Annotated in this window: 12 protein-coding genes; 7 read left to right on the forward strand and 5 right to left on the reverse strand. The window is 61.4% G+C overall.

Annotated features, from left to right (window positions below; all coding sequences use genetic code 11):
- Nucleotides 1-309: 309 nt before the first annotated feature.
- Nucleotides 310-1,872: a sigma-54-dependent transcriptional regulator gene (locus tag C4J84_RS17770; RefSeq protein ID WP_124363797.1), complete on the reverse strand. Its 1,563-nt coding sequence runs from the start codon at nt 1,870-1,872 to the stop codon at nt 310-312.
- Between the two features lie 258 nt (nt 1,873-2,130).
- Between C4J84_RS17770 and phhA the strand changes: the two genes are divergently transcribed.
- The 3 genes from phhA (at nt 2,131) to C4J84_RS17785 (ending at nt 4,569) form a co-directional block, all read left to right on the forward strand.
- Nucleotides 2,131-2,922: a phenylalanine 4-monooxygenase gene (gene phhA, locus C4J84_RS17775; RefSeq protein WP_124371427.1), complete on the forward strand. Its 792-nt coding sequence runs from the start codon at nt 2,131-2,133 to the stop codon at nt 2,920-2,922.
- 97 nt (nt 2,923-3,019) lie between these two features.
- The gene (locus C4J84_RS17780; protein ID WP_124363799.1) at nt 3,020-3,376 is read left to right on the forward strand and encodes a 4a-hydroxytetrahydrobiopterin dehydratase; all 357 of its coding nucleotides are present in this window, start codon (nt 3,020-3,022) and stop codon (nt 3,374-3,376) included.
- Entirely contained in the window at nt 3,376-4,569 is a 1,194-nt protein-coding gene (locus C4J84_RS17785) for an amino acid aminotransferase (RefSeq protein ID WP_124435834.1), read from the forward strand. Before C4J84_RS17780 ends, C4J84_RS17785 begins: the two co-directional genes overlap by 1 nt.
- A gap of 190 nt (nt 4,570-4,759) precedes the next feature.
- Here C4J84_RS17785 and C4J84_RS17790 read toward each other — a convergent pair whose 3' ends face one another.
- The gene (locus tag C4J84_RS17790) at nt 4,760-5,569 is read right to left on the reverse strand and encodes a UDP-2,3-diacylglucosamine diphosphatase (RefSeq protein WP_124371429.1); all 810 of its coding nucleotides are present in this window, start codon (nt 5,567-5,569) and stop codon (nt 4,760-4,762) included.
- Nucleotides 5,570-5,711: 142 nt separating this feature from the next.
- Here C4J84_RS17790 and C4J84_RS17795 point away from each other — a divergent pair, with 142 nt between their 5' ends.
- Nucleotides 5,712-6,593, forward strand: coding sequence for a DMT family transporter (locus tag C4J84_RS17795; RefSeq protein ID WP_124435835.1), 882 nt, complete (start codon nt 5,712-5,714; stop codon nt 6,591-6,593).
- Nucleotides 6,594-6,595: 2 nt separating this feature from the next.
- Here the strand turns inward: C4J84_RS17795 and C4J84_RS17800 are convergent, their stop codons facing one another.
- Nucleotides 6,596-6,883, reverse strand: coding sequence for a SelT/SelW/SelH family protein (locus C4J84_RS17800; RefSeq protein WP_124363804.1), 288 nt, complete (start codon nt 6,881-6,883; stop codon nt 6,596-6,598).
- Between the two features lie 83 nt (nt 6,884-6,966).
- Between C4J84_RS17800 and C4J84_RS17805 the strand changes: the two genes are divergently transcribed.
- Nucleotides 6,967-9,156 carry a patatin-like phospholipase family protein gene (locus tag C4J84_RS17805; RefSeq protein ID WP_124436337.1) on the forward strand — a complete coding sequence of 730 codons (2,190 nt, stop codon included), beginning with the start codon at nt 6,967-6,969 and terminating at the stop codon, nt 9,154-9,156.
- Between the two features lie 128 nt (nt 9,157-9,284).
- On the opposite strand, the gene C4J84_RS17810 is transcribed toward C4J84_RS17805, so the two are convergent.
- Nucleotides 9,285-9,719 (reverse strand): MarR family transcriptional regulator, encoded by a 435-nt coding sequence (locus C4J84_RS17810; protein WP_065884521.1) that lies wholly within the window; start codon nt 9,717-9,719, stop codon nt 9,285-9,287.
- A gap of 121 nt (nt 9,720-9,840) precedes the next feature.
- Nucleotides 9,841-11,967 carry a DNA helicase RecQ gene (recQ, locus tag C4J84_RS17815; protein WP_124371433.1) on the reverse strand — a complete coding sequence of 709 codons (2,127 nt, stop codon included), beginning with the start codon at nt 11,965-11,967 and terminating at the stop codon, nt 9,841-9,843.
- A gap of 277 nt (nt 11,968-12,244) precedes the next feature.
- Here recQ and C4J84_RS17820 point away from each other — a divergent pair, with 277 nt between their 5' ends.
- Complete coding sequence (locus tag C4J84_RS17820; protein ID WP_124363806.1) at nt 12,245-12,832, forward strand: YecA family protein; 588 nt, start codon at nt 12,245-12,247, stop codon at nt 12,830-12,832.
- Between the two features lie 20 nt (nt 12,833-12,852).
- Nucleotides 12,853-13,236 carry a YbaN family protein gene (locus C4J84_RS17825; RefSeq protein WP_124363807.1) on the forward strand — a complete coding sequence of 128 codons (384 nt, stop codon included), beginning with the start codon at nt 12,853-12,855 and terminating at the stop codon, nt 13,234-13,236.
- Nucleotides 13,237-13,326: the final 90 nt, after the last annotated feature.

The raw sequence follows: 13,326 nt of genomic DNA on the forward strand, positions 1-13,326 counted from the left end.
GGACGCTTGCCGTCCACCGCTGTACTGATGAGGCTTAAGCAATTTGCGAACCAACTTTTCAAAAGTGGCTAAAGCGCAGGCGGGACGGGGGTTTGCGGGTATGCGGCAAGATTTAGAGCGTGGATGAGAGTCGAAAAAACGGCGGACTACTGCCGCTCACGGCAAGCCTCGGCCTTGTAGACGACACAAATCCAATGTGGGAGGGGGCTTGCTCCCGATGGCGGTGGGTCAGTTCATCATTCTGTGGCTGACACACCGCTATCGGGAGCAAGCCCCCTCCCACAGTTTTGGACCAATTTGTGCCAGTTGTTATTTGCCAGCTTTGAGGATTTCGTAGTCACGCAGTTTGTTGGCGATAGTGGTGTGGGATACGTCCAGGCGCTTGCCCAGCTGCCGGCTGCTGGGATGCTCGGCATACAGCGCTTCGAGCACGGCCTTTTCAAACCGCCCGACGATGGCGTCCAACCCGCCTTCCAGCGAGAAATCACCAAGCGGCTGGCGCACGCCGTAATCCGGCAAGCGAATATGCTCAAGCTTGACCGTCCCGCCCTCGCACAGCGAAACCGCCTGGAACAGCACGTTTTCCAACTGCCGCACATTGCCCGGCCAGTGATAGTGGCTGAGTTTGTCCATCGCGGCAGGCGCCAATTTGGGCAGTGGGCAACCGATCTGCCGACTGGCTTGATCGAGGAAGTGCTCGACCAATGGCCCGAGGCCGTCCAGGCATTCGCGCAAGGGCGGGATATGCAGCGACAGTACGTTCAAGCGGTGATACAGGTCCTGGCGAAATTCGCCACGGGCGCATAGTTCGGACAAGTCGACCTGAGTCGCGCAGATCACCCGCACGTCGAGGTACACCTCTTCATCGCTGCCGACGCGACGAAAGCACCCGTCCTGCAGAAAGCGCAGCAGTTTTACCTGCAGGCGTGCACTCATTTCCCCCACTCCATCGAGAAACAACGTACCGCCCGCGGTCAGTTCCAGCAGCCCGAGCTTGCCTTCGGCCCGTGCGCCTTCGAACGCGCCGGGGCCGTAGCCAAACAGCTCGGTCTCGGCCATCGACTCAGGCAAGCCCGCACAGTTAAGCGCCATCAATGGCGACTGGCCGCGCGGGCTGGCGAGGTGACAGGCACGGGCCAGCAGCTCCTTGCCGGTTCCGGTTTCGCCTTCTATTAATAGAGGTGCATCCAGCGGCGCCATGCGCCGGGCTTCGCGCACCACGGCGGCCATCACCTTGGAACTCTGGAAGATGCTGTCGAAGCCGCGCAGTTCCTGCTTGCGCACATTGTAGATACGCTCGCCCACCCGGTCGGCGCGGTGCAGGGTCAACACCGCGCCGGCCATGGCTTCGCTGTCATCGTGTTCGGAGGATTGCAGCGGCGCGATATCGGCCAGGAACACATCGCCCTTGACCTTGACCCGCAGCCCGTTGATCCGCGACTTGCTGGCGCGCACCAGCTCCGGCAAATCGAAGTCTTCGGCGTAGCGCGACAGGGGAATGCCCGGCACTTCGTCCACCCGCACGCCGAGCAACTGCGCCGCCGCACGGTTGGCCGCAACGATGGAGCCGCCCATGTCGATGGACAGCACCGGAAACTCCAGGGCGCCCAGCAGCGCATTGAGTTCCATGTGCCGACGCTCGCTGGGCATCAGCCCTACCCTTTTCACGCCGAATACCCCGGCGATCGCCTCAAACTGCGGGCGCAGCGCCTGGAACTGCATGTTCACCAGGTTTGGGCAGAACAGGTAGATGGCATTGCCATGCTCGCCGCCGACCTCGCCCTTGGCGACGTTCACGCCGTACTCCACCAACAAGTTGAGGATGTCCCGCAGGATGCCGATGCGGTTCTGGCAATGCACTTTGATACGCATGAAAAGGCCCGAAAAGTGGGTAGGCGCCGCGTCTTTTTTGCCGCTGGGCGCAGATAGTCGTCAAGATTATGTGACAGCTCGGGCGCTTTTCCCAGCCCAAGACAACGACGAGCGCCGCATCCGTAACGAATAGTTTACAAAATTCGGTAATTTTTCCTACTCAAGGGCCTTTGAAGCCGCTGAAAACCTGCGCTGTGCGGGTTATCAATAGACACACAGCAGGACATAACAAGAACGAATGCCTAGCAGGAGAGCCGTATGAAGCAGACGCACTACGTGGCCCGCGAGCCCGATGCGCAAGGTTTTATCCACTACCCGCCGGAAGAACACGCGGTGTGGAACACCCTGATCACACGCCAGTTGAAAGTGATCGAGGGCCGTGCCTGCCAGGAATACCTGGACGGCATCGACAAGCTTGGCCTGCCCCTGGATCGCATCCCACAGTTGGGCGAGATCAACAAAGTGCTGGCCGACACCACCGGCTGGCAAGTCGCCCGCGTGCCGGCGCTGATCCCCTTCCAGACCTTCTTCGAATTGCTCGCCAGCAAGCAGTTTCCGGTAGCGACCTTCATTCGTACCCGTGAGGAACTGGACTACCTGCAAGAGCCGGATATTTTCCACGAGATCTTTGGTCACTGCCCGCTGCTGACCAACCCCTGGTTCGCCGAATTCACCCACACCTACGGCAAGCTCGGCCTGGCGGCCACCAAGGAGCAACGGGTGTACCTGGCGCGCCTGTATTGGATGACCATCGAATTTGGCCTGGTGGATACCCCCGAAGGCCGGCGCATCTACGGTGGCGGTATTCTGTCATCACCCAAGGAAAGCGTGTATTGCCTGTCGGACGAGCCTGAACACCAGGCCTTCGACCCGCTGGAGGCGATGCGCACGCCGTATCGCATCGACATCCTGCAGCCGCTGTACTTCGTGCTGCCCGAGCTCAAGCGCCTGTTCGACGTGGCGCAGGAAGACATCATGGGCATGGTCGAGCGCGGTATGCAGTTGGGCCTGCATGCCCCCAAATTTCCGCCAAAGCCCAAAGCTGCGTAAACCTTACATTTTGACGCCAGGTGAGTCTGTTCCCTGGCCTCGCGTTGCTTTAGGGTGACGCCACTGACCTTCAATCATTCGAATTCAGGACACCTTCATGACCACCTTGAACCAAGCCCATTGCGAAGCCTGCCGCGCCGACGCCCCACAAGTCAGCGATGAAGAACTGCCGGTACTGATCAAACAGATCCCGGACTGGAACATCGAAGTGCGCGACGGCGTGATGCAATTGGAAAAGGTTTTCCTGTTCAAGAACTTTAAGTTCGCCCTGGCCTTCACCAATGCCGTGGGTGAAATCTCCGAAGCCGAAGGCCATCACCCTGGCCTGCTCACCGAATGGGGCAAAGTCACCGTGACCTGGTGGAGCCACTCCATCAAGGGCCTTCACCGCAACGACTTCATCATGGCCGCGCGCACCGATGAAGTGGCCAACAGCGCCGAGGGCCGCAAGTAATGCATTTCGACGCGATTGGCCGCGTGCCGGGCGACCCGATCCTCGGGCTGATGGACCTGTATGCCCAGGATGCCAACCCGAACAAATTCGACCTCGGCGTGGGCGTCTATAAGGATGACCAGGGCCTGACGCCGATTCCGCACTCGGTAAAACTCGCCGAGCAACGCCTAGTCGATAGGCAAACCACCAAGACCTACATCGGCGGTCACGGCGATGCAGCGTTCGGCGCACTGATCAGCCAACTGGTGCTTGGCGCCGATTCGGCGCTGCTGCGTGAACAGCGTGCCGGCGCCACCCAGACGCCAGGCGGCACCGGGGCCCTGCGCCTGAGCGCCGACTTTATCGCCCACAACCTGCCCGGCCGTGGCGTGTGGCTGAGCGACCCGACCTGGCCGATCCATGAAACCATTTTCGCCAAAGCCGGGCTGAAGGTCAGTCACTACCCTTACGTGGGCAGCGACAACCGCCTGGATGTGGCGGCGATGCTTGCCACCCTGTCCAGCGTGCCCGAGGGCGACGTGGTCTTGCTGCACGCCTGCTGCCATAACCCGACCGGCTTCGACCTGTCCCAGGATGACTGGCGCCAGGTGCTGCAGATTGTGCGCGAACGCCAATTGCTGCCGCTGATCGATTTTGCCTACCAAGGCTTTGGCGACGGCCTGGAGCAGGACGCCTGGGCGGTGCGCTTGTTCGCCGCCGAACTGCCGGAAGTGTTGATCACCAGTTCGTGCTCGAAGAACTTTGGCTTGTACCGCGACCGCGTTGGCGCCTTGATCGTGTGTGCGGCCGATGCGCAAAAGCTTACGGATGTGCGCAGTCAACTGGCCAATATCGCGCGTAATCTGTGGTCGACACCGCCGGACCATGGTGCCGCGGTGGTCGCGACCATCCTCGGCGATGCCGAGCTGAAACAGCAGTGGAGCGACGAAGTCGAGGCCATGCGTTCGCGCATCGCGCAGTTGCGCGCCGGGCTGGTGGACGCGCTGGCGCCCCACGGCTTGGCCGAGCGGTATGCGCATATCGGGACGCAGCGTGGGATGTTTTCCTATACTGGGTTGAGTGCCGAACAGGTCCAGCAACTGCGTGAAAAGCACAGTGTATATATGGTCAGTACGGGACGGGCCAACGTGGCGGGGGTGGATGCCACGCGCTTGACGCTGCTGGCCCAGGCCATCGCCGACGTCTCCAACTGAATAGGAGGGGTTAAGGCTTTTTGTAGGAGCGAGCTTGCTCGCGAAAAATGTCAACGATAACGCGTGCTTCCTGAATGAACGCGGTGCCTGTGAGTTTTTCGCGAGCAAGCTCGCTCCTACAGAGGGCGGTGTACGCTTGACTGAATGGCATTAGGGCTTGCCCCCTCCCACATTTGGATTGAGTTGACCTCTAGCCTGCAACCATTTCGGCTTTGAGCAGCGCCTCTTTGGCCTGCGCATCCGCCAGCCGATACAACTCGATATGCCCATCCCAGTGCTCAATCAACGCCGTGCACGACTCCACCCAATCGCCGCAATTGAGGTAATCCACCTCCCCCACCTTGCGGATTTCGGCATGGTGAATATGCCCGCACACCACCCCGTGCAGCTCACGCTTGGTCACTTCGTGGGCGATGGCCTCTTCAAAATCGCTGATAAAACTCACGGCGGTTTTCACCTTGTGTTTCAGGTAAGCCGACAGCGACCAATACCCGTAGCCATAGCGCGCTCGCCAGTGATTGAGCCAGCGGTTCAGGGTAAGGGTAAATTCGTAGGCCGAGTCACCCAGGAAGGCGAGCCAGCGGTGATAACGGGTGATCACATCGAACTGATCGCCATGAATCACCAGCAGATGACGACCGTCCGCCGTGACATGCACCGCCTCGTCCACCAGTTGGATATTGCCTAGGATCAGCTTGGAATAGCGCCTTAGAAACTCGTCATGGTTGCCGGTGACGTAGACCACCTCGGTGCCGCGCTTGGCCATGGTCAGCAGGCGGCGGATGACGTTGGTGTGGGCTTGTGGCCAATACATGCCGCCGCGCATTTTCCAGCCATCGATAATGTCGCCGACCAGATACACCTTGTCGGCGTGGTAGCCCTTGAGAAAGTGCGACAAGTGCTCGGCCTGGCAATCCCGGGTGCCCAGATGCACGTCGGAAATCCACAGGGTACGCACCCGTTGCTTGCGGCTGGGCTTGGCGAATTCGGCACGGGTCATGGGTGTCCCTCGACGCTGTTTTCGCGAGCTTGCGCCCTGGCAGTGAATAGCCCATGACAGCTGTGCTTCAGTCTGATGACAGCGCATTCGCCACCAGGCGTTGTAGACTGCGCCCCTGTTACCCCTTGGTCCAAGGATCGCAATGACTCCCCGCTCAGCCCTCGGCGCCCTGCATATCGGCGCATTGATGTTTGGCCTCACCGGTGTCTTCGGCAAGCTGGCGGCCGCCTCACCGTCCATCATCGTATTCGGGCGGGCCGCATTTGCGGTGATTGCCCTGGCGGTCTTCGCGCGCTTTGCCAGCAATGCGCCCTGGAAAAACCTGCAGATGCGCGACTGGCGCCGCCTGCTGGTCAGCGGCGTGCTGCTTGCCGCGCACTGGGTGACATTCTTCATAGCGGTCAAGGTCGCCGGGGTGGCGGTGGCAACGTTGGGGTTTGCCGCCTTCCCGGCCTTCACGGTGATCCTTGAAGGGCTGATCTTCCGCGAGCGGATTCGCGCCAATGAAATGGTGCTGGTAGCGCTGGTCAGCATCGGCCTGGTTCTGGTGACCCCGGACTTCAACCTGGCCAGCGACGCCACGGGCGGCTTGCTCTGGGGCATCGCATCGGGGCTGCTGTTCGCCTTGTTGTCATTGAACAACCGCGCCAGCTCCGGACGCATTCCGGCGGTACAGGCCGCGTTGTGCCAGAACGTGGTGGTCGCAGTCTGCCTGCTGCCCGTGGCGGCACCGGGGCTTGCGCATGTGCGTGCGCTGGACTGGCTGTGGATCGGCCTGCTCGGCGTGCTCTGTACCGGCCTGGCCCATAGTCTGTTCGTCGCCAGCCTCGCGGTGATCAAGGCGCGCACCGCGTCGGTGGTGTTTGCCATGGAACCGGTCTACGGCATCACGGTGGCCTGGCTGTTGTTCGCCGAGACGCCCACCTTGCGCATGCTGCTGGGCGGCGCGCTGATCATCGTCGCCATCGTGCTTTCCGGCCTGATGGGCAGCGCCAGCCAGGCCAAGCCGCCGGCTGCGGCCTGACGTCACGGCGTACGGTCGTTATGCCCCAGGTCGCGCTGCGGGTCGATCTGATCGCGCACGCGCTGCTTGAGCACCTTGGCCTCCGGGAAGCCTCCATCGGCCTTGCGCTCCCAGATCTGTACGTTGTCGCACGTGATGCGAAACGCGCCGCCGGTTGAGGGCGCCAGGGACACCTTGGCTAAATCCTCGGCAAACGTACTCAACAATTCCTGGGCCAGCCAGGCGGCACGCAACAGCCACTGACACTGGGTGCAGTAGGTGATGACGATCTCGGGTTTGCTTGCGGACATAACGTGAAAGGCTCCTGCGTGACGGCGTCAGTGGATCGCATGGCTATAATACCGGCCTTTATCGCCCAGCCTCGAGATTCATGATGCGCCGCCTGTTGTCCTGCCTGTTCCTGTGCCTGTTCCCCCTTCTTGCCGATGCCGTTGAAAGCCCACGCCCGAAAATCGGCCTGGTGCTGTCGGGCGGCGCTGCGCGTGGCCTGGCCCATATTGGTGTGCTCAAGGCCTTGGAAGAGCAGGGCATCCAGGTCGACGCAATTGCAGGCACCAGCATGGGCGCAGTGATTGGCGGGCTGTACGCCTCGGGTTACAAGATCGACGAGCTGGAAAAGCTCGCCCTGAATATCGACTGGCAACAGGCGCTGTCCGATGCACCGCCCCGGGAAGACGTGCCGTTCAGGCGCAAGCAGGATGACCGCGATTTCCTGGTCAAACAGAAACTCAGCTTTCGCGACGACGGCAGCCTCGGCCTGCCGCTGGGCGTGATCCAGGGCCAGAATCTGGCATTGCTGCTGGAAAGCATGTTCGCCCACAGCAGCAACACGCGTAACTTCGACAAGCTGCCGATTCCGTTCCGGGCCGTAGCCACCGACATCACCACCGGCGAAAAAGTAGTGTTCAGCAAGGGCCACCTGCCCCAGGTAATACGCGCGAGCATGTCAATCCCCGCCGTGTTCGCTCCGGTAGAGCTGGAAGGGCGCCTGCTGGTGGACGGCGGCATGACCGACAACATTCCCTTGGACGTGGCGCGGGAAATGGGCGTGGACATCGCCATCGTGGTGGACATCGGCACACCGCTACGCTCACGCAAGCAATTGGCGACCGTGGTCGATGTGCTCAATCAGTCCATCACCTTGATGACCCGGCGCAATTCCGAGGAACAACTCAAGGCCTTGCACCCCAGGGACGTGTTGATCCAACCGTCCCTGGCAGCCTACGGCGTGACGGATTTCGGCCGCGCCAAGGACATGATCGATGCTGGCTACCGCGCCACGCGGGCCCTCGACCTGCGCCTGGCGCACCTGCGGCCCGCCGAACCGGTAGACCCCCAACTGACCGCCGCGCGCACGCCCGGCGAACGCACCCCGATCATTACCGCGATCAAGGTGGAAAACGACTCCAAAGTCAGCGACGACGTGATCCGCTATTACATCCGCCAGGAGCTGGGCGAACCGCTCAACCTCGGCCGCCTGCAATCGGACATGGGCACGCTGTACGGCCTCGACTACTTCGAACAGGTGCAATACCGCGTGGTGAAAAAAGCCAAGGACAACACCCTGGTCATCAGCGCACGCGGCAAGCGCAGCGGCACCGACTACCTGCGCCTGGGTTTGAACCTGTCGGATGACATGCGCGGCGACAGCGCCTTCAACCTTGGCGCCAGCTACCGGATGAACGGTATCAACCGCCTCGGCGCCGAATGGCTGACGCGGGTGCAAATCGGTGATCGCCAGGAGCTGTACAGCGAGTTCTACCAACCGATGGACACGGGCTCGCGCTACTTCGTCGCGCCCTACATCCGTGCCCAGGCGCAGAATGTCGAGCTGATCATGGACAACGACCCCATCTCGGAATATCGGCTGGAGCGCTACGGTTTCGGCTTGAACGTCGGGCGGCAGATCGGCAACAGCGGCGAGATTCGCTTTGGCGTGGGCGAAGCCTGGGGCAAGGCGGACGTGCGTATCGGCGACCGCGACCTGCCGAGCGTGAGTTTCAGTGAGGGCTTCTATGAGCTGAAATACTCGTTCGACTCTTTCGATAACGTGTACTTCCCGCACACCGGCGAAGACATCGCCCTGGCTTACCGTGAGTTCGAGCCGGGGCTGGGTTCCGACCAGCGCTACCGCCAATGGGAGTTCAAGCTGGACAAAGCCATGAGTCACGGCCCCGACACGCTGATCCTGGGCGGACGCTACGGACGCACCCTGGATAAATCCGACGTGGTGGTCTCCAGCTTCCTGCTGGGTGGCGCACGGCAATTGTCAGGCTTTCGCGAGGACGCGATCTCGGGCCAGAACGTCAGCCTGATGCGCGCGGTGTACTACCGCCGGCTGACACCGCGCTCGTACCTGCCGCTGGATTTCCCGTTGTACCTGGGAGCCTCGGTGGAACGGGGTCGGGCGTGGAACAACGACAACCAGTTCGACAGCGGGTATATCAACGCGGCGAGTGTTTTCCTCGGCTTTGATACACCGCTGGGGCCGTTGAATTTCAGCTATGGATTCAATGATGACAATCAGAAAGCGGTGTATCTGAACCTGGGCCAGACTTTCTGACACAACACAGAGTAAATGTGGGAGGGGGCTTGCTCCCGATGGCGGTGTGTCAGGCGCCGACATGGCACTGATACACCGCCATCGGGGGCAAGCCCCCTCCCACACTTTGATCGTCGTTGTGTCAGGAATCAGGACTTTTCCAGATTCGCCAGGATGTGCCCGTGCACGCGCATGCATACGCGCAAATCCTCTTCGTCCACCCCAACAAACAGCTCATGGCGCAACGCCGTGGCAATGGTCTCGATCTGGTCGATGAGGGGCCGAGCGGTATCACACAACAGGATACGTTTGGCGCGACGGTCTTCCACTACTGCCTGGCGTTGAACCAGGCCTTGGCCTTCCAGGCTGTCGAGCAGACGCGCCAGGGTCGGTCCTTCTACCCCGACACTTTGTGCCAGTTCACGCTGAGTCGGTGCTTCGGTAAAACGGGCCAGGTGCAGCAGCACCAGCCATCGCGCCTGGGACAAGCCCAGCCCCGCGAGACGGCGGTCCAGCTCGGCGCGCCAACCTCGGGACATTTGCGCCAACTGCATGCCAAATCGGTGTTGATCGGTTAACGGCATAAAAAACTCATGTTTTAGACTGAAAACAAAGTGTGGCTAATTATTAGTCAGCTAAGCATGAGCCATGCCAGTAGGCAAGGCCCCGTATGTACTGATTCGTTACATTGTCGTAATTGGCACACTAAATTTCGAATTCAGACTGCAAAGCGGCGCGTACGCAGTACAAAACGCCCTCGGGAACACGCCCGGTAAACAGCGGCGCGATTTCCGCGACAGGTGGCAATTCGCCTTCCCCGTCGAGAAATGCATCCTGGATTTCACCGAGCAAATCTTCAGGCAAATCAAGGGCCTGCTCCAACGACAATTGCTGCTTGCCGATGGCTTCGGCCAGCAACGTGTACACGTTCTTTTCCGAGCATTGCAGCTGGCCGGCGATCTGGATCGGGGTCATGCCGGCGCGAGCCAGGCTGATCAGTTCGTGGCGAATATCGGCGATTTCCTTCGGTGCTTCGGCCTGGCCGCCGAGTACTTCGAGGAACGCCTGGCCATAACGCTCCAGCTTGCGCGCGCCCACACCGCTGACCCTGGCCATCTCGGCCATGGTGGTGGGCTGCTCGCGAAGCATCTCCAGCAATGTGGAGTCGGGGAAGATGACGTACGGCGGCACGCTGTGTTCCTGCGCCAGTTTGCGCCGCAGGGTACGCAAGGCTTCCCACTGTTCGCGCTCTTCGCCACGCACCAGCTGGCTGGCCTGGCTGGTGCTGCTCTTGGCGGTGGTCTGCGGCTTGAGGTCGCGGCGCAGCTCCAGGCTGACTTCGCCCTTGAGCAAAGGCCGGCAACTGTCGTTCAGGCGCAGGCCACCGTAGCCTTCGATATCGATGTCGACCAGCCCGCGCGCGACCATCTGGCGGAACAGCGAGCGCCATTCGCCTTCGGCGCGGGCCTTGCCGACGCCGTAGACCGAGAGTTTCTCGTGGCCAAAGCTGCGGATTTTTTCGTTGTCCTTGCCCAGCAACACATCCACCAGATGGCCCACGCCATAGCGCTGGCCGGTGCGGTAGATCGTCGACAATGCCTGGCGCGCCGGCTCGGTGGCGTCCCAGGTCTGCACGCCGTCGATGCAGTTGTCGCAGTGGCCGCACGGTTGCGGCATGTCTTCGTCGAAATACGCCAGCAGCGTCTGGCGGCGGCAGCGGGTCTCTTCGCACAGCGAGAGCATGGCGTCGAGTTTGTGCTGCTCCAGGCGCTTGTGGCGCTCATCGCCTTCGGAGTTCTGCAGCATCTGCTTGAGCATCACCACATCTTGCAGGCCGTAGACCATCCAGGCATCCGCCGGCAGGCCGTCACGGCCGGCGCGGCCGGTTTCCTGGTAGTAGGCCTCGAGGGACTTGGGCAGGTCCATGTGCGCCACGAAACGCACGTTGGACTTGTCGATCCCCATGCCGAAGGCGATGGTCGCCACCATGATCAGGCCTTCCTCGTTGAGAAAGCGCTTCTGGTGTGCCGAGCGCGTTTCATTGGGCAGGCCGGCGTGATAAGGCAGCGCCGGGTAGCCTTGTTCACAGAGGAACGCGGCGACTTCATCGACCTTCTTGCGTGACAGGCAATAGACGATACCCGCATCGCTGCGCCGTTCCGAGAGGAAGGCCAGCAGCTGCTTGCGCGGCTGCTCCTTGGGCACGATGCGGTAGAAAATATTCGGCCGGTCGAAGCTCGACAGGAAGCGCTCGGCGTTCTGCAAATGCAGGCGCTCGACGATCTCTTCGCGGGTACGCTTGTCGGCGGTGGCGGTCAGGGCGATACGCGGCACATCAGGAAACAGCTCCGCCAGTTGGCCCAGCTGCAGGTACTCGCGGCGGAAATCGTGGCCCCACTGCGACACGCAGTGAGCTTCGTCGATGGCGAACAGGGCAATTTCCAGGCTCTGCAGAAACGCCAGCATGCGCGGCTGCACCAGCCGCTCCGGTGCCAGGTAGAGCATCTTCACTTCGCCGCGCTTGATTCGCGCCGCCAGGTCGCGCTGCTGCTCGGCACTCAGGGTGGAGTTCAAGGCAGCGGCGGCGACGCCGAGTTCTTCCAGGGTGGCGACCTGATCGTCCATCAATGCGATCAGCGGCGACACCACCACGGCCAGGCCATTGCGCAACAGCGCCGGCACCTGGAAGCACAACGACTTGCCGCCACCGGTCGGCATCAGGACCAGGGCATCGCCGCCATTGGCCACGCGCTCAATGATCGCACCCTGGCGGCCACGAAAACTGTCGTAGCCGAAGATGTCCTTGAGGACGCGTTGAGCCTGCTCGAGCATGTAAAACTCCAAAATGGTGCGCAAATCCCTCTGTACAGGCTGGCCGAAAAAACCCGCTTTCATGGAAAATAATCCGTAAGCGAAGTTTTCCCGGAGTGCTGCGTGGCCTGCAGGGGCATCACAAAACGCGGCAGTATACCCGAGCGTTCACCGGCAAAGGGCGCGACTGACGAATAGACCGCCTCTGTCTAAAACCGCGCAAAAATGCCGTGCGGCTGGCCTGGGCGCTCAAGAAAGCCTAGAATTCAGCATCGTTTATTCCCAAGGTAGCCCTTCAATGTCCTTCGCTGAGCAACTAACCCGCCTGCAAGCCTTCCTCGACGCCGATGAGCTGCATGACGAGGCGCTGGACTACGTGGCCGCCCACGGCTACCTGACCGCCCTGTCGATCTGCTCTGAAGACGTGCCCGAGCGTGAATGGATCGACGCGCTGTTCGCCGAAGAACCTCACTACGCCGACGACGCCCAGCGCGAAGAAATCGAAGCCACTCTGCTGGCCCTCAAGGCCCACATCGGTCGCCAACTGGCCTCCGATGAGGAATTCGAGCTGCCTTGCGAGCTGGACCTGGGTGAAGACCCGGACGACTCCGACCTGCGTGGCTGGTGCATCGGTTTCATGGAAGGCGTATTCCTGCGCGAAGCCGCCTGGTTCGAAACCGCCGAGGAAGAAGTCAGCGAAATGCTGCTGCCGATCATGGTCGGTTCGGGCCTGTTCGACGACCAGCCGGAGTTTTCCGATATCGCCGCCGACGCCAACCTGATGGACGATATGATCGTGCAGATCCCCGAAGCCCTCACCGCGCTGTACCTGCTGTGCAATGCGCCTGACGAAAAACCGGCGATCCTCAAGCCACGTCACCACTGAGTCGCTCGCCCGTGGACCCCATGGGCAAGCGTTCGCCGCTCCTGCGTTACGCGCTGCTGGCCATCGGCTGGCTGAGCGTAGCGCTTGGGGTGATCGGCATTTTCCTGCCGGTATTGCCGACTACACCCTTTCTCCTGCTGGCTGCCGCCTGCTTCGCTCGAAGCTCCCCGCGTTTCTACCACTGGCTGGTGGACCACCCGCGCCTGGGCCCCTGGATTCGTGACTACCTCGACGGTAACGGCATCCCGCTCAAGGGCAAGGTCTACGCCATCGGCTTGATGTGGCTGAGCATCGCCATTTCCTGCTACCTGGTGCCGTTGCCGTGGGCACGGGGCTTCATGCTGACCAGCGCGGTGCTGGTGACGATTTACATCCTGCGCCAGAAAACCCTGCCCCCTCGCTGAACACGCCTGTGACATTCGCCCTCACACGACCTTGGTCGACACTGACTAACCCCAGGCATCATGCGAGACTGTCCAACCGGGCCCGGAATG

The organism is Pseudomonas sp. R11-23-07 (assembly GCF_003852295.1).
GTDB lineage: Bacteria > Pseudomonadota > Gammaproteobacteria > Pseudomonadales > Pseudomonadaceae > Aquipseudomonas.